This is a genomic window from Mesorhizobium sp. M1C.F.Ca.ET.210.01.1.1, from assembly GCF_004791585.1.
In the GTDB taxonomy this organism is placed as follows: Bacteria; Pseudomonadota; Alphaproteobacteria; order Rhizobiales; family Rhizobiaceae; genus Mesorhizobium.
In genome coordinates this window covers 1-16,082 of sequence record NZ_SRUU01000060.1, presented here as the reverse complement: position 1 = coordinate 16,082, position 16,082 = coordinate 1, and the positions used below count along the sequence as shown (strand labels likewise).

Genomic DNA, 16,082 nt, shown 5'->3' with positions numbered 1-16,082 from the left:
GGCTCAACTCGGCCATCTCAGTGCTCCTGTTCCAAGATTGCGCTTCAACAGCCGCAATCCTTCAAAACAGAAGCCTCAACCGCAAACCGACCCGCCAAATGCCGCGTCAGCGGCTTCGTTCAATCCCTCTTCGATTCTGTCAAAAGCTGAACCGCTCTAGTAGCCCAGCGCCTCGCCGGCCGCAGCGCGGCTGTCGATGGCGCCATTGTAGCGCGCACCGCCGCCCTTCTCGATTTCGCCCAAGCTCTTGCCGCCGACCAGGATGCCGGCTGCCTGGCCCCAGGTCTGGTCGCTGAGATCGAGATGGTAGCCCATGCCGGCGAGCATCCTTTCGGTGTCGGGCGAAAGCCCGAACGGTTCGACATAGACGGTGTCGGGAAGCCATTGATGATGGATGCGCGGTGCGTCGATCGCCTCCTGGATGTTCATGCCGTGGTCGATGACGTTGACGATCGCCTCCAGCGTGATGGTGATGATGCGCGAGCCGCCCGGGCTGCCGATGACCATGAACGGCTTGCCGTCCTTGGTGACCACGGTCGGGCTCATCGAGGATAAAGGCGTCTTCTTCGGCTGGATGGCGTTGGCCTCGCCCTGGACCAGCCCGTAGAGGTTCGGCACGCCGGGCTTCTGGGTGAAATCGTCCATCTCGTTGTTGAGCAGGATGCCGGTGCCGTCGGCGACGACGCCGGCGCCGAAGGAGCCGTTCAGCGTGTAGGTCACCGCGACCGCGTTGCCGTCCTTGTCGATGATCGAATAGTGCGTTGTCTCCTTCGACTCGCCAAAACCTTTCGGCATCAGGTCTTTCGAGACACCGGCACGGAACGGGTCGATCTTGTCGCGGATGTCCTTGGCGTAGGCTTTGTCCAGCAGCTTCGAGACCGGATTGTCGACGAAATCCGGATCGCCCAGCGCCGAGTTGCGGTCGACATAGGCGTGGCGCATGGCCTCGACCATGACGTGGACCGTCTCGGCCGAGCCGGTGCCGAGATAGGACAGCGGATAGCCCTCGAGCACGTTCAGGATCTCGCAGATGATGACGCCGCCCGAGCTCGGCGGCGGCGAGGAGATGATCTCGTAGCCACGGTAGGAGCAGGTCACGGGCTTGAGCTCGCGCACCGCATACTGCTCGAAGTCACCCTTGGCGAGGATGCCGCCCTTGGCGCCGCTTGCCTTGACGATGGCGTCGGCAATAGAGCCTTTGTAGAAGGCGTCAGGGCCTTTTTCCGAGATCGCCGAAAGTGAGGCCGCAAGGTCGGGCTGGATGAGCCGCTCACCAATCCCGTACGGCTTGCCATCGGGCTTGAGGAAGATGGCGGCCGCGGCCGGATCCTTCGCCAGCCGGGCGGCGGCGCTCGCAAAGGAAGCTGCGTCCCCCTGGTTGAGCACAAAGCCGTCCTCGGCGTAGGCGATGGCCGGGGCCATCAGATCCTGCCTGGACAGGGTACCATATTTCTCGCGCGCCATCTCGAAGCCGGCCACCGAGCCCGGGACGCCGACGGCGAGATAACCGTCGAGGCTGGCGCCCTTCATCGGCTTGCCGTCCTTGTCGAGATACATGGTCTTGGTGGCGGCGAGCGGCGCCCGCTCGCGAAAGTCGATGAAGGTCGAGCGGCCGTCCTTCAGCCGAATGGTCATGAAGCCGCCGCCGCCGATGTTGCCGGCGTTGGGATAGACGACGGCCAGCGCGTAGCCGGCGGCGACGGCGGCATCGACGGCGTTGCCGCCCTTCTTCAGCACTTCGACGCCGACCTCGGAGGCAAGATGCTGGGCCGTCACCACCATGCCGTGCTCGCCCTTGGCAGGGGCTGGCGAAGCAGCGAAGACCACTGCCGATGGCGTGAAGGCAAGCGTGAGCGAAAGGCTGACGGCAATCAGCGTTCGGCGAGTGAGATGCATGGCGGGGCTCCAGGGCGTGGGGACGCCTAGAAGAACCCTTCGGCGCGGGTTAGTCCAATAACAATTGTATAAGTGTTTGAGAGAGTCCCCTCACCCGGATGAGGGGACCGGCTCGGCCTCAAACAATCCCGCCGCCGCCTCCGGCGACCGCCGGACGCTCCGCCGCAACCTTGGCCCGGTAGCCGGCCTGACGATAGGCCGCGACCGGATCGATGACGCCGCCGGTGCGCAATCGCGCCATGGCGAGGATCGGCTCGACATCGGTGCGATACGCCGCCTTCAAGGTCTGCGTGGCCATCAGCGCGTCGTTGGCCTCCTGGAAGCCTTCCAGCGCCCTGCGGTCGACCAAAAGCGCCTGCGCGTAGGCGCGCTGCACCTCGACCGCCGACAGCATCAGGCTTTCGATCGGGTCGGTGACGTTGTGGCTCTGGTCGAGCATATGCGCGGGGTTGAAGCCTTTGGCGCCGGACGGCTCAGCATCGACCAGCTCGTTGAAGACGAGGAACAGCCGGTAGGGATCGATCGAGCCGGCATCGAGGTCGTCGTCGCCATATTTGGAATCGTTGAAGTGGAAGCCGCCCAGCTTGCCGAACTGGATCAGCCGCGACACGATCATCTCGATGTTGACGTTGGGCGCATGATGGCCGAGGTCGACCAGGCAGAAGGCCTTGTCGCCGAGCTCCTTGGCGATGATGTAGTTGGTGCCCCAGTCCTGCACCACCGTCGAATAGAAGGCCGGTTCATACATCTTGTGTTCGGTGAACAGCCGCCAGTCGTCCGGCAGGCCTGCATAGATCTCGCGCATGGCGTCGAGGTAGCGTTCGAAGGCTTTGGCGAAATTGACCTGGCCTGGAAAGTTCGAGCCGTCGCCGATCCACACCGTCAGCGCCTTCGAGCCGAGCGTCCTGCCGATCTCGACGCATTCGAGATTGTGCTCGACCGCCTGCTGGCGCGTGCCGGCATCGGCATGCGAAAGCGACCCGAATTTGTAGGAAAGCTTCTGATCCTTGGTATCCGAGAAGGTGTTGGAGTTCATGGCGTCGAAGCCGAGGCCGAAGCGGGACGCCGCCTGCTTCAGCCGCTTCGGATCAGCCTTGTCCCACGGGATGTGCAGCGACACCGTCGGCGTCGCCTGCGTCAGCTGGCTGATGACGGCGCAATCCTCGATCTTGTCGAAGATGTCGCGCGGCTCGCCGGGGCCGGGAAAGCGGGCAAAGCGCGTGCCGCCGGTGCCGACGCCCCAGGACGGGATCGCCACGGCGAACTTTTCCACCTTGTCGCGGATGGCATCGATGGCGATGCCGCGCCGGTCGAGACGCTCGCCGAGCGAGGCATAGTCGCGTTCGAGGTCGGCCTTGCGCGCGGCGTTATGGCCGGCGACGAGGTCAGCAGAGATGATGGTTTCGGACAAAAGCTATTCCTCCCAAGACTTCGTTCGGCCGGTGCCGCCCCTCACCCGCCCTTCAGGCACCTTCTCCCCGCAAGCGGAGAGAAGGGAAGTACATCTAGCGCGTAAAGCTCTGCGCGTTGCCGGCGTCGACGTTGATAATGTTGCCGGTCGACTTGGCCGACATGTCGGAGGCGAAGAAGTAGATCGCTTCGGCAATGTCCTCCGGGAACACAGAGCGCTTCAGCATCGAGCGCGAGCGGTAATGCTCCTCGAGGTCGTCGGTCGACATCTTGTAGGCGGCGGCACGCTGTTCTTTCCACTCGCCGGACCAGATCTTGGAGCCGCGCAGCACGGCGTCCGGATTGACGACGTTGACCCTGATCTGGGCCTCCGCACCCTCCAGCGCCAGGCAGCGCGCGAGATGGATCTCGGCGGCCTTGGCGGTGCAATAGGCGGCGGCGTTCGGCGAAGCGGCGAGCCCGTTCTTGGAGGCGACGAAGACGACGTTGCCGCCGATCTTTTGGGCGCGGAACAGGCGGAAGGCCTCGCGCGAGACAAGGAAATAGCCGGTGGACAGGATGTCCATGTTCTTGTTCCAGAGCGCCAGCGTGGTTTCCTCGATTGGCGCCGAGGAGGCAAGGCCGGCATTCGAAACCAGGATGTCGACGCCGCCGAACTCGACCGCCGTCTCGGCGAAGCCCGAGGCGACCTGATCTTCCGATGTGACATCGACCCGCACCAGCCGTACGAAGTCCTTGCCATAGGCCTTCGACAGCTCGTCATTGGCTGCCGCGAGTGCCGTCTCGTCGATGTCGGCCAGCACCACGCAAGCGCCTTCGCGCAACAGCCGGTTGGCGGTGGCGCGGCCGATGCCGCCGGCGCCGCCGGTGACCAGTGCGATCTGGCCAGCCAGCGCCTTCGGCTTCGGCAGGCGCTGCAGCTTGGCTTCCTCGAGCAGCCAGTATTCGATGTCGAAGGCCTCCTGTGCAGGCAGGCCGACATAGGACGAGACCGTCGAGGCGCCGCGCATGACGTTGATGGCGTTGACGTAGAATTCGCCCGAGATACGCGCCGTCGCCTTGTCGCCGGCAAAGGTGAACATGCCGACGCCGGGCATCAGATAGACGACGGCATTCGGATCGCGAATGGCGGGCGAATCCGCGTGTTTGCAGCTGTCGTAGTAGGCCTGGTAGCCGACGCGATAGGCGGCGATGTCGTCGGCAAGCCGGTCGATAACCGCGTCGACGTCCGGGTTCTTCGGATCGAACTCGATCACCAGCGGGCGGATCTTGGTGCGCAGGAAATGGTCCGGGCATGATGTGCCCAGCGCCGCCAGCGGGCGCAGATCCCTGGAGTTGACGAATTCGAGTACGGCCGGCTGGTCGTCGAAATGGCCGAGCTTGTGGCTCTTTTCGGAGATCAGGCCGCGGATCCTCGGCATCAGTTTGGCGGCGATGGCGCGCCGGGCCTGCGCGTCGAGGGACTTCACCACCTCGCCGCCGAAGATAGCCACGCCTTCCGACCGACGCTCGAACCATTCGATCGCCTGATTGATCACCGAGATCGTCGTCTCGTAGCACTCCTTCGGCGTGTCGCCCCAGGTGAACAGGCCGTGGCTTTCAAGCACAACGCCCCTGGCATCGGGATTTTCGAGGCAGAATTTCTCCAGCCACAGGCCGAGCTCGAAGCCCGGCCGCTTCCACGGCAGCCAGCCGATGGCATCGCCGAAGACCTCCTTGGTGATCGCCTTGGAATCCTTGGCTGCGGCAATGGCAATGATGGCGTCGGGATGCATGTGGTCGACGCACGCCTTCGGCACGAAGGCATGCAGCGGGGTGTCGATCGAGGCCGCGCGCGGATTGAGGTTGAAGGTGCAGTGCGCCAGATAGCCCACCATCTCGTCCTCATGCGCGAGGCCGCGATAGAGACCCTTAAGCGCGCGCAGCTTGTCCATATAGAGGGTGGCGAAGCCGTCGAGCTTGATCGAGGCGCTGTCGCCGCCGGAACCCTTGACCCAGAGCACCTCGACATCCTCGCCGGTCAGCGGATCCTTCTGCCGGACCTTGGACGAGGTGTTGCCGCCGCCATAATTGGTGACGCGCTTGTCGGAGCCCAGCGTGTTCGAGCGATAGACCAGAAGCTCGGGACCGCTCATCCCCTGGGCTTTTGCATCGTCCCACAGATTGGCGAGGCGCGAGCCGGAGCGCTTGTCGAGCATAGGTATCCTCCCTTGGAGCGCGGACGCCGCACTCCTCTTTTCTCGCGGCGAATGTCTACGCAAGCGACGCTGTTGTCAATCACAAACGATCAATATCGATCATATTGCACTGCACAATGAAAATATATGATCGGAAATGATTGACAGTGCGCGCTTTCTGGTGCCTGATGGCCAGGCAGGGAGGAACCATGCACGAAAAAGAGCGCCATAGGATCATTCTGTCCGCCGTCCAGGAAAAGCCGGTGGTGACGGTGCAGGAGATGGTCGAGCTGACGGATTCCTCCGAAGCGACGATCCGGCGCGATATCGCGGCGCTGCATGTGCAGAAGCGGCTGCGCCGGGTGCGCGGCGGCGCCGAGGCGATCTCACCGCCGCAGTTCATCGGCCTTGCCGGCCGGCCCTTCTCGGTCAACGAGACGCTGAACGCGGCGCAGAAGCGGGCGATCGCGCGGGAAGCGGTGAACCTCTGCCAGGACGGCGAGCCGATCATCATCAACGGCGGCACCACCACCTTCCAGATGGTGCATTTCCTGACAGGCCGCCGCATGCCGATATTCACCAACTCCTTCCCGATCGCCGAGCATCTGCTCAAGCATTCGAAGAACACGGTGATGCTTTCCGGCGGCACAATCTACCGCGAGCAGAACATCATCCTGTCGCCCTTCGACAATGACGTGACGCGCAACTTCTATGCGCGACGCATGTTCATGGGCGCGCAAGGCCTGGGGCCGCTCGGGCTGATGGAGGGCGACCCGCTCCTGATCCAGGCCGAGCAGAAGCTGATCGACCAGGCCGACGAACTGGTGGTGCTGGTCGATTCCTCGAAATTCCGCATGCGCTCCAGCCTGATCCTGTGCGGGCTGACGCGCATCGCGACCGTGATCACCGACGAGGGCATCGAGGACCGCGAAGCCAAGATGCTGGAGGCAGCAGGCGTGACGCTGGTCGTCGCCCGCAAGCCGTCAAGCGACAAGGAAGAATCTTCACTGCAGGCCTGAGATCACCTCACGCCCGCGGCGGCGATGGAATGCAACGCTCAAGGGAGGAATATTCGATGAGCTTTTTGAAGAAACTGCTGGTCACCGCGGCCTTTTCCGCCGCCATGTTCGTGAATGCCGCCTATGCCGAGAACGTCAAGATCGCGCTGGTGGTGAAGTCGCTCGGCAACGGCTTCTTCGACGCCGCCAACAAGGGCGCCGAGGAAGCGGCCAAGGAACTGGGTGATGTCACCGTCATCTACACCGGCCCGACCAAGGCGACCGCGGAAGCGCAGATCGAGGTGATCAACTCGCTGATCGCGCAGAAGGTCAACGCGATCGCCGTTTCGGCCAATGACGCCGACGCGCTGGTGCCGGTGCTGAAGAAGGCGATGGATCGCGGCATCACGGTGATCTCGTGGGACTCCGGTGTCGCCAAGGAAGGCCGCCAGCTCCACCTCAACCCGTCCGACACCAACCTGATCGGCGAGACCATCATCAAGCTCGCCGCCGACTACCTGCCGGAAGGCGGCGATGTCGCGATCCTGTCGGCCTCATCGACCGCGACCAACCAGAACGCCTGGATCGAGGCGGCGAAGAAAGTGCTGCCGGAGAAGTTCCCGAAGATCAAGCTGGTCGCCACCGTCTATGGCGATGACGATTCAGCCAAGAGCACCGACGAAGCCAAGGGCCTGTTGAAGTCCTATCCGAACCTCAAGGCGATCATCGCGCCGACCACAGTGGGCGTCGTCGCCGCCGCGCAGGTCGTGACCGATGAGAACCTGATCGGCAAAGTCAACGTCACCGGCCTGGCGCTGCCGTCCGAGTTCAAGAAGTTCATCGACAACGGCGCCAGCCAGGCGGTGGCGCTGTGGAACCCGATCGACCTCGGCTACTCGGCCATCTATCTGGCCCATGACCTGGCGGTGAAGAAGGAAGAAGCCAAGCCCGGCGCCACGCTGTCGATCGGCCGCGTCGGCAAGGTAACGCTCGACGATACCAACTCGGCCGCGATGGCTCCGCCCTTCCAGTTCGACAAGACCAACATCGAGAAGTTCTCCAAGATCTATTGATCCTTGTCGACTTCAAGCTCATGCGGCGGGACAATTGTCCCGCCGCATCTTCAAACGGACCTTCTCTCAGGGCCTGATACGAATATGGACACGACAGCCCAGCACAAAGTGGAGACGGCGCGGCCTGAGCCTTCGAGCTCGACCCCAAGCGCCAGCCCGCGCCTGACTCTTTCGGGTATCTCCAAGAGTTTCCCGGGCGTGCGCGCCCTGCACAATGTGAGCCTGTCGCTCTATCCGGGACAGGTGACCGCACTGATCGGCGAGAACGGCGCCGGCAAGTCGACGCTGGTCAAGATCATGACTGGCATCTACCAGCCCGATGCCGGCGACATCAGCATCGACGGCCAAGCCGCGACGTTGCCCAGCGCGCATGCCGCCTTCGGCCACGGCATCACCGCCATCCACCAGGAAACAGTGCTGTTCGACGATCTGTCGGTCGCCGAAAACATCTTTCTCGGCCACGCGCCGCGCACCCGCTTCGGCACCATCGACTGGCGCACCATGCGCAAAAACGCCCGCGAGGTGCTGGAGACGATGCGCGCCGGCCATATCGACGCCGATGCCCGGCTGAAGGATCTCGGCATCGCCAACAAGCATCTGGTGGCGGTGGCGCGCGCCATGTCGATCGATGCGCGCATCGTCATCATGGACGAGCCGACGGCGGCGCTGTCGATGAAGGAGATCGAGGAGCTTTTCCTCCTGATCGAGTTCCTGAAGAGCGAAGGCAAGGCGGTGCTCTTCATCAGCCACAAGTTCGACGAGATCTACCGCATCGCCGACCGCTACACCGTCTTCCGCGACGGCGAGATGGTGGGCGAAGGCCTGCTCAAGGACACCGGCCAGAACGAGATTGTGCGCATGATGGTCGGCCGCAACGTCGACCACATTTTCCCTGAGCGTAAGCCGAAGATCGGCGCGCCGGTGCTTTCCGTCTCCGGGCTGTCGCATCCGACCGAGTTCGACGAGATCGGCTTCGAATTGCGCAAGGGCGAGATCCTCGGCTTCTACGGCCTGGTCGGCGCCGGGCGCAGCGAGGTGATGCAGGCGATCGCCGGCATCACCCGCACCAGCCGGGGCACGATCACTCTGGACGGCAAGCCGATCGCGCCCAAATCGGCCGCGGATTCGATCGAGGCCGGCATCGTCTACGTGCCGGAGGAGCGCGGCAAGCAGGGCGTGGTGATCGGCCTGCCGATCTTCAAGAACGTGTCGCTGCCATCGCTCGCGCGCACCTCGAAATCCGGCGTGCTGAGACTCGCGGAAGAGTTCGCGCTCGCCCGCTCCTACACCGAGCGGCTCGATCTGCGCGCCTCATCGCTCAGCCAGGATGTCGGTACGCTTTCCGGCGGCAACCAGCAGAAGGTCGTCATCGCCAAATGGCTGGCGACGGCGCCGAAGGTGATCATCCTCGACGAGCCGACCAAGGGCATCGACATCGGCTCCAAGGCCGCCGTGCACGGCTTCATGGCCGAGCTGGTCGCGCAAGGGCTGTCGGTGATCATGGTGTCGTCGGAACTGCCCGAAATCCTCGGCATGTCGGACCGCGTCGTGGTCATGCGCGAAGGCCGCATCGCGGCTACGTACGACAACAAGGGGCTCGACGCCGAGACGCTGGTGCGGACGGCAGCGGGGATCGCGGCATGAAGAACTTTTTTAAATACCGCGAGATCTGGCTGCTTGCCGGCATCGTGCTTCTGATCGGCCTGATCTCGACGCGTTTTCCCGGCTTCGCCGATCCGGCCAACCTGCGCCCGGTGTTCAACGACACCTCGATCCTGATGATCCTGGCGCTGGGACAGATGGTGGTGATCCTGACGCGTTCGATCGACCTTTCGATGGCGTCCAACCTCTGCTTCACCGGCATGGTGGTGGCGATGCTGAATGCCGCCCATCCGGCGATCCCGGTCCCGGCGTTGATCGCGATCGCGTTGCTCATTGGGCTCGTGCTCGGCGCCATCAACGGCTTGCTTGTGTGGCGGCTCAACATCCCCTCGATCGTGGTGACGCTGGGCACCCTCACCATCTATCGCGGCGCGACCTTCGTCGTCTCCGGCGGTGCCTGGGTCAATGCCGACCAGATGAGCCCGGACTTCATCAATTTCCAGCGCGTCGCCTTCCTCGGCCTGCCGGTGCTGTCGTGGATCGCGCTTTTCGTGATCGCGCTGTTCTTCCTGGTGATGACGCGCACGCAGATCGGCCGCTCGATCCACGCCATCGGCGTCAACCCGACCGCGTCGGTCTACGCCGGCATCGATGTCGGCCGCACCAAATTCATCGTCTTCTGCATTTCCGGCATGATCGGCGGGCTCGCCGGATACTTATGGATCTCGCGCTATGTGATCGCCTCGGTCGAGGTCGCCAACGGTTATGAGCTCAACATCATAGCGGCTTGCGTGATCGGCGGCATCTCGATCGCCGGCGGCATCGGCTCCGTCGGCGGCGCGGTGCTCGGCGCGCTGTTCCTCGGCATCATCTCCAACGCGCTGCCGGTCATCAACATCTCGCCCTTCTGGCAGATGGCGATCTCGGGCACCGCCATCATCCTGGCCGTGGTGCTCAACGCGCGCGGCGAACGCCGGCAGGGCCGCATCATCCTGAGAAAGGCGGAAGCGGCATGACCGACACTCCTCACCCGCGCCATATCCCCGACCGGCTCGACAAGCCGCTCTCGTCGGCGGTCTTTTCGTGGGAGGCGCTGCTCGTCGTGATCGCGGTTCTCATCTTCGCGGTCAACAGCTTTGCCTCGCCCTATTTCCTTGATCCGTGGTCGCTGTCTGACCTGACCTTCAACTTCACCGAAAAGGGCCTGATCGCGCTCGCCATGGCGCTGCTGATCATTTCCGGCGAGATCGACCTGTCGGTCGCCGCGATCGTGGCGCTCGCCTCGACCATGATGGGCATGGCGGTACAGGCAGGCGCCGGCACGCCGGTGCTGGTGGCGATCGGCATCGCCGTCGGCCTCGGCTGCGGCGCCTTCAACGGGCTGCTGGTCACCCGGCTCGGCCTGCCGTCCATCGTCGTCACCATCGGCACGATGAGCCTGTTCCGCGGCATCGCCTTCATCATCCTCGGCGACCAGGCCTACAAGGGCTATCCGGAGAGCTTCGCCTTCTTCGGCCAGGGCTATGTCTGGTGGGTCTTCTCGTTCGAGCTGGCGCTGTTCCTCGTCGCGGCGCTCGTTTACTGGTTCGTGCTGCATCGCACGAGCTTCGGGCGGCGCGTCTTTGCCATCGGCAACAATCCGGTCGCCTGCCAGTTCTCCGGCGTGCGCGTCGACCGCATCAAGTTCATCCTGTTCTGCCTGACCGGGCTGATGTCGGGCATCGCCTCGGTGCTGATCACCTCGCGGCTCGGCTCGACAAGGCCGTCGATCGCGCAGGGCTATGAGCTCGAGGCGATCACCATGGTGGTGCTGGGCGGTGTTTCGATCCTCGGCGGCGCAGGCAGCATCCTCGGCGTCGTGCTCGCCGCCTTCATCATGGGGCTGGTGACGTTCGGTCTCGGCTTGCTCAACGTGCCGGGCATCGTCATGTCGATCTTCATCGGCCTGCTGCTGATCATCGTCATTGCGCTGCCCATCGTCTGGCGGCGATTGCGCGAAGGGCGCTTCGCCTGATGGAAAAATATGCCTTCAAGATGAAGCTCAATCCCGGCATGAAGGCCGAGTACAAGCGCCGCCACGACGAGATCTGGCAGTCGCTGGTGGGACTTTTGAAGCAGGCCGGCGTCTCCGATTATTCGATCCATCTCGACGAGGAAACCAACACCCTGTTCGGCGTCCTGTGGCGGCGTGACGACCACGGCATGGCCGAGCTGCCCAGGCATCCGGTGATGCAGCGCTGGTGGGCGCATATGGCCGACCTCATGGAGACCAGGGCCGACAACGAGCCGGTGGCGATGCCGCTCGAAACAATGTTCCATATGGCATGATCCGCCACGTCGCCGTCATCGATATCGGCAAGACCAACGCCAAGGTGGCGCTGGTCGACCTCGCCACCATGCAAGAGGTGGCGCTGCGCCGCACCGCTAACGCCGTTTCCACCGACGGCCCCTACCCACATCACGATATCGAGCGCCTGTGGGCTTTCATCCTGGAAAGCCTGGCGGCGCTCCACCGACAGCAGCGCATCGACGCGATCTCGATCACAACCCATGGCGCGACGGGGGTCCTGGTCGATGCCGAAGGCCAGCTTGCGCTGCCGGTGATCGACTATGAATTCGCCGGGATCGACGATCTGGCGCAGGACTATGATGCAGTCCGCCCGCCCTTTCCCGAGACGGGCACGCCGCGCCTGCCGGCTGGCCTGAACATTGGCGCGCAGCTTTTCTGGCAGCAGATGCAATTTCCGGCCGAATTCGCCAAGGCGGGCGCTATCCTGATGTATGCGCAGTACTGGGCGTTGCGTCTCACCGGTGTCGCTGCAAACGAAGTGACGTCGCTTGGTTGCCACACCGATCTGTGGAACCCGTGGAAGGCCGACTATTCGTCACTGGTCGACAGAATGGACTGGCGGCGGTTGATGGCGCCGGTGCGGCCGGCGAGGGACCGGCTCGGGCCGATCCTGCCGGCGATTGCGCAACGGACCGGGCTCGACCTGCAAACGCCGGTGTTCTGCGGCTTGCACGATTCCAATGCCTCGCTGCTGCCTCATCTATTAGCCGACCGACCGCCCTTCTCCGTCGTTTCGACCGGCACCTGGGTGGTTTCGATGGCGGTGGGCGGCAGGAAGGTCGAGCTCGACCCGGCGCGCGACACGCTGGTCAACGTCAATGCGCTCGGCGACCCCGTGCCTTCGGCCCGCTCCATGGGCGGGCGCGAGTTCTCGCTGCTGACCGGGGGGCAGCCGCAGGAGTGGAGCGAGGAGGATGCTTCCGCGGTGCTGGCGCGAAAGACCTTGCTTCTGCCTTCCGCGCAGCAAGGCTCAGGCCCCTTCCCGCATCGCAGCGCGCAATGGGTCAATGCCGAGAGCCTGAGCCCCGGCCAACGCTTCGCCGCCATCTCCTTCTATCTGGCGCTGATGACCTCGACCTGTCTCGAGCTGATCGGCGGCGACGGACCGACGACGGTCGAAGGGCCCTTCGCGCAGAACCGGCTTTTCATCCGCATGCTGGCGGCGGCAACTGGCAGGCCGGTCATTGCGTCGGAGACGTCGACCGGGACCAGCATCGGCGCGGCGCTGCTGGCGTCGAACAACACACCCGCGATGAGCAGGGGCGAGCGCACCGAACCGCTGGCTGAGCGCGCCTGGAGTGATTATGCGCACGCGTGGCGGCAGGCCGTCAGGGCATAGGGTGCGTCGTTGCTATCCGGCTCTGCTTGACGTCAATGACGGAGACTGCTCAGCCCGCGGTCCCGTAAACCAGCCCCCGCGGATCGATCTCCGGCTTGCGGCCCGCAACGACATCGGCGAGGAATTTTCCGGAGCCGCAGGCCATGGTCCAGCCGACATGGCCGTGGCCGGTGTCGAGATAGAGGTTGCGGTACTTCGCCTGGCCGATGACCGGCACGGAGTTCGGCATCATCGGCCTCAAGCCGGCCCATAGCACCGCCTTCTTCTCGTCGAAGGAACCAGGGAAAAGGTCCTTGCCTGTTTCCAGGATGGTTCTGAAATCGCGCGGCTTGAAGCTGCGGTCGAAGCCGGTGAACTCCGCCGTCGAGGACATCCGCAGCCGATTGCCCAGCCTGGAATAGCCGATCAGCCGGTCCTCGTCGGCGCCGCCCATGGTCGGCCCCTTGCTCTCGTCCTCCAGGGGAATCGTCGCTGTATAGCCCTTCACCGGGTAGACGGGCAGGTCGATGCCGTAACGGCGGCCGATGAGGCCGCTTTCCGGCCCCATGGAAATGACGACGGCGTCACCCGTGACCGGGCCGGCCGAGGTCATGACGGCGCGCACGTGATCGCCTTCGATGTCCAGACCCTGGACCGTCGTGCCGAACAGGAATTTGACGCCGAGCTTTTCGGCCGCATAGGCGGCGAGCCCGTCGGTGAACTGCTTGGAATCGCCGGTCTGGTCGATCGGCGAATAGACGCCGCCGGCGATCTTGTGCTTCACGCCCGCGAGCCCCGGCTCCAGCTCCACCAGCCGGTCGCGGCCGACGATCTCGATCGGCAGGCCGTGCTCGGCGAGATAGCGGTAATTGTCGGTGCCGGTGTCAAAACTCTTCTGCGAGCGGAAGAAGTAGACGATGCCCCGCTTGCGTTCGTCATAGTGGATGCCGGTCGCGTCCGAGAGCGCATTGATGCAGTCGCGCGAATAGAGCGCCAGCCTGAGCTTGACGTTGGTGTTGGCGCGCAGGCGCGTCACCGTGCATTCGCGCAGGAAGCGCAGGCTCCAGGCATAGAAGTAGGGGTCGAGACGCAGCCTGACCTTGATGCCGAGATCGTGGTTCCACAGCCCGCGCAGAAAGGTCTTCAGCGCCGCCGGCGAGGCCCAGGCGGTGGCGTCGCCCGGCGAGACCAGGCCGGCATTCGACTGGCTGGTGCCGCGCGCCGCCGCTTCATGGCGCTCGATGACCGTCACCTCATGGCCGTCGCTGGCCAGATAGTACGCCGCCGCCGTGCCAACCACGCCGGCCCCGAGCACCACAATTTTCATGCCGTCCCCTCAAGGATCGAAATCGGCGACGCGCCTCCATGCGCCGACTCTGGATCCTCAATAGCGCGTCCCGACACGCCGGACGAGCCCTTGGCCCAACAGGTCAGCTTCGCACGGAGTTCTTGCCGGTCAGGATGCGTTCCCAGGCCAGCGCATCCTTGACGATCTGGTCGAGGTCGTCGCGCTGCGGCGTCCAGCCGAACTCCTTGCGGGCAAGGTCGGAGTTGGCGACCACGGCGGCGGCGTCGCCGGGGCGGCGGTCGCCCATGCGGACGTCGAAATCATGGCCGAAGGCGCGGCGCACGCTGTCTATGACTTCGAGCACCGAATAGCCATGGCTGTAGCCGCAATTAGCGACGAGGCTCTCGCCGCCCCCACGCAGCCGCTGCAGCGCCAGCCGATGCGCCGCCGCCAGGTCGCTGACATGGATGTAGTCGCGGATGCAGGTGCCGTCCGGCGTCGGATAGTCCTTGCCGAAGACCTGCATGAAGGGCCGCTTGCCGAGCGCGGTCTCGCAGGCGACCTTGATCAGATGCGTGGCGCCGGGCGTCGACTGGCCGGTGCGGCCCCTGGGATCGGCCCCGGCGACGTTGAAATAGCGCAGCGCCGTGTAGCGGATGTCGTGCGCGATGGCGGCATCGCGCAGCATCCACTCGCTCATCAGCTTGGAGAGGCCGTAAGGCGATTCCGGCGCCAGGCGCGCATCCTCGCGCACCGGCTCCAGCCCGGCGCCGCCATAAACGGCGGCGGTGGAGGAGAAGATGAAATGCGGCACCCCTTCGCGCACCGCCGTCTCGATCAGCGTGCGGGTCTTGCAGGTGTTGTTCTCGTAGTAGCCGAGCGGATCGGAAACCGATTCCGGCACCACGATCGAGCCGGCAAAGTGGATGATGGCGTCGACCTTGTTCTCGCGGATGATCCGGCCGACCAGATCGCGGTCGGCGACGTCGCCGACAATCAGCTTCGCCTCGGGCGCCACTGCCCACTCGAAGCCGGTGGAAAGCCGGTCGAGCACGACGACGCTTTCGCCGGCGTCGAGAAGCTCCCAGACCATGTGGCTGCCGATATAGCCGGCACCGCCCGTCACCAAAACCGTCATCATATACCTCGCTGATCAAGATTTATCGGAAACTGTCTCAACAGCCACCGTGCTGGAAACCCCGCCGCAAAGCCTGTTAAAGCGCATCGCATCGAAACGGATTCCATCGACGCGCTCTGAGTTTGTTTTTCGATGCATGTCGTTTTCACCAAAAACCGCTGTGCACTTTTGGCCTACATGCATTCGCCACCTTAAATGTTAAGTCTGTAACAGTTCCTCCTGCCCGAGGCATCGTATCGAAACAAAACTCGTTCACACCCCGGGAATAGGCCACGATCCGGCATCGTTAGGAACAGGCCCGGGGCGTGGCATTTTGACCGGTGGGGCGCGGTGGACGTGCATCAGGCCAGTGACTATGATCCGCCGCAAAATTGGGAAGCCGACATGAATTACCAGCGGTTCTTCGAGGACGCGATCGACCAGCTCCATGCGGAGCGGCGCTACCGCGTTTTCGCCGATCTCGAGCGCATCGTGGGCAGGTTCCCGCGCGCCATCTGGCGTTCCAACGGCCGCGCCCAGGAAATCACCGTCTGGTGCTCCAACGACTATCTCGGCATGGGCCAGAACGGAGACGTCATCGCCGCCTTCCAGACCGCGGCCGGCAAGATGGGCTCGGGCGCCGGCGGCACCCGCAACATCTCCGGCACGTCCAACCCGCTGGTCGAGCTCGAGCATGAGCTGGCCGACCTGCACGACAAGGAAGCCGCGCTCGTCTTCACCTCCGGCTTCGTCTCCAACGAGGCCTCGATCTCGACCATCGCCAGGCTTTTGCCCAACTGCCTGGTGCTCTCCGACGAATTGAACCACGCCTCGATGATCGAGGGCGTGCGCC

General features: G+C 64.1%; 13 protein-coding genes. 8 read left to right on the top strand and 5 right to left on the bottom strand.

The genetic code is table 11. The annotated features are described in order from the left end of the window. Positions 1-156: 156 nt before the first annotated feature. The 3 genes from ggt to EN853_RS32310 form a co-directional block, all read right to left on the bottom strand. Entirely contained in the window at positions 157-1,896 is a 1,740-nt protein-coding gene (gene ggt / locus EN853_RS32320) for a gamma-glutamyltransferase (protein WP_127862936.1), read from the bottom strand. Positions 1,897-2,014: 118 nt separating this feature from the next. Further along, positions 2,015-3,307, bottom strand: a complete 1,293-nt coding sequence (rhaI, locus tag EN853_RS32315; RefSeq protein ID WP_127862935.1) for an L-rhamnose catabolism isomerase — start codon at positions 3,305-3,307, stop codon at positions 2,015-2,017. Positions 3,308-3,401: 94 nt separating this feature from the next. Next, positions 3,402-5,504: a bifunctional rhamnulose-1-phosphate aldolase/short-chain dehydrogenase gene (locus EN853_RS32310; RefSeq protein ID WP_127862934.1), complete on the bottom strand. Its 2,103-nt coding sequence runs from the start codon at positions 5,502-5,504 to the stop codon at positions 3,402-3,404. A gap of 188 nt (positions 5,505-5,692) precedes the next feature. On the opposite strand from EN853_RS32310, the gene EN853_RS32305 reads away from it, so the two are divergent. The 7 genes from EN853_RS32305 to EN853_RS32275 all read left to right on the top strand — a co-directional run bounded on the left by EN853_RS32305 (position 5,693) and on the right by EN853_RS32275 (position 12,845). Next, positions 5,693-6,502, top strand: a complete 810-nt coding sequence (locus EN853_RS32305; RefSeq protein ID WP_127862933.1) for a DeoR/GlpR family DNA-binding transcription regulator — start codon at positions 5,693-5,695, stop codon at positions 6,500-6,502. A gap of 56 nt (positions 6,503-6,558) precedes the next feature. Then, the gene (rhaS, locus tag EN853_RS32300; protein ID WP_127862932.1) at positions 6,559-7,554 is read left to right on the top strand and encodes a rhamnose ABC transporter substrate-binding protein; all 996 of its coding nucleotides are present in this window, start codon (positions 6,559-6,561) and stop codon (positions 7,552-7,554) included. An 84-nt stretch (positions 7,555-7,638) separates the two neighbouring features. Beyond that, a complete protein-coding gene (locus EN853_RS32295) occupies positions 7,639-9,198 on the top strand; it encodes a sugar ABC transporter ATP-binding protein (RefSeq protein WP_127862931.1) in 1,560 nt (519 codons plus the stop codon). Then, positions 9,195-10,172, top strand: a complete 978-nt coding sequence (locus EN853_RS32290) for an ABC transporter permease (protein ID WP_127862930.1) — start codon at positions 9,195-9,197, stop codon at positions 10,170-10,172. The genes EN853_RS32295 and EN853_RS32290 overlap by 4 nt, the downstream gene beginning before the upstream one ends. Further along, positions 10,169-11,170 (top strand): ABC transporter permease, encoded by a 1,002-nt coding sequence (locus EN853_RS32285; RefSeq protein ID WP_127862929.1) that lies wholly within the window; start codon positions 10,169-10,171, stop codon positions 11,168-11,170. Before EN853_RS32290 ends, EN853_RS32285 begins: the two co-directional genes overlap by 4 nt. Beyond that, positions 11,170-11,484, top strand: coding sequence for an L-rhamnose mutarotase (rhaM, locus tag EN853_RS32280; RefSeq protein ID WP_189343934.1), 315 nt, complete (start codon positions 11,170-11,172; stop codon positions 11,482-11,484). Before EN853_RS32285 ends, rhaM begins: the two co-directional genes overlap by 1 nt. After that, positions 11,481-12,845, top strand: coding sequence for an FGGY-family carbohydrate kinase (locus tag EN853_RS32275; RefSeq protein WP_127862927.1), 1,365 nt, complete (start codon positions 11,481-11,483; stop codon positions 12,843-12,845). Before rhaM ends, EN853_RS32275 begins: the two co-directional genes overlap by 4 nt. 49 nt (positions 12,846-12,894) lie before the next feature. Here the strand turns inward: EN853_RS32275 and EN853_RS32270 are convergent, their stop codons facing one another. Together EN853_RS32270 and galE are read right to left on the bottom strand one after the other, a co-directional pair. After that, complete coding sequence (locus EN853_RS32270; RefSeq protein WP_127862926.1) at positions 12,895-14,151, bottom strand: D-amino acid dehydrogenase; 1,257 nt, start codon at positions 14,149-14,151, stop codon at positions 12,895-12,897. A gap of 103 nt (positions 14,152-14,254) precedes the next feature. After that, positions 14,255-15,250 (bottom strand): UDP-glucose 4-epimerase GalE, encoded by a 996-nt coding sequence (galE, locus tag EN853_RS32265; RefSeq protein WP_127862937.1) that lies wholly within the window; start codon positions 15,248-15,250, stop codon positions 14,255-14,257. Positions 15,251-15,634: 384 nt separating this feature from the next. Here galE and EN853_RS32260 point away from each other — a divergent pair. Beyond that, a partial coding sequence (locus tag EN853_RS32260; RefSeq protein WP_135855925.1) for an aminotransferase class I/II-fold pyridoxal phosphate-dependent enzyme occupies positions 15,635-16,082 on the top strand: 448 nt, incomplete at its 3' end.

What these genes read in the sequence shown, in the direction of transcription:
- ggt (WP_127862936.1), bottom strand. Translation starts at nt 1,896, where the DNA reads ATGCATCTCACTCGCCGAACGCTGATTGCCGTCAGCCTTTCGCTCACG.
- EN853_RS32310 (WP_127862934.1), bottom strand. Translation starts at nt 5,504, where the DNA reads ATGCTCGACAAGCGCTCCGGCTCGCGCCTCGCCAATCTGTGGGACGAT.
- EN853_RS32305 (WP_127862933.1), top strand. Translation starts at nt 5,693, where the DNA reads ATGCACGAAAAAGAGCGCCATAGGATCATTCTGTCCGCCGTCCAGGAA.
- rhaS (WP_127862932.1), top strand. Translation starts at nt 6,559, where the DNA reads ATGAGCTTTTTGAAGAAACTGCTGGTCACCGCGGCCTTTTCCGCCGCC.
- EN853_RS32295 (WP_127862931.1), top strand. Translation starts at nt 7,639, where the DNA reads ATGGACACGACAGCCCAGCACAAAGTGGAGACGGCGCGGCCTGAGCCT.
- EN853_RS32290 (WP_127862930.1), top strand. Translation starts at nt 9,195, where the DNA reads ATGAAGAACTTTTTTAAATACCGCGAGATCTGGCTGCTTGCCGGCATC.
- EN853_RS32285 (WP_127862929.1), top strand. Translation starts at nt 10,169, where the DNA reads ATGACCGACACTCCTCACCCGCGCCATATCCCCGACCGGCTCGACAAG.
- rhaM (WP_189343934.1), top strand. Translation starts at nt 11,170, where the DNA reads ATGGAAAAATATGCCTTCAAGATGAAGCTCAATCCCGGCATGAAGGCC.
- EN853_RS32275 (WP_127862927.1), top strand. Translation starts at nt 11,481, where the DNA reads ATGATCCGCCACGTCGCCGTCATCGATATCGGCAAGACCAACGCCAAG.
- EN853_RS32270 (WP_127862926.1), bottom strand. Translation starts at nt 14,151, where the DNA reads ATGAAAATTGTGGTGCTCGGGGCCGGCGTGGTTGGCACGGCGGCGGCG.
- galE (WP_127862937.1), bottom strand. Translation starts at nt 15,250, where the DNA reads ATGACGGTTTTGGTGACGGGCGGTGCCGGCTATATCGGCAGCCACATG.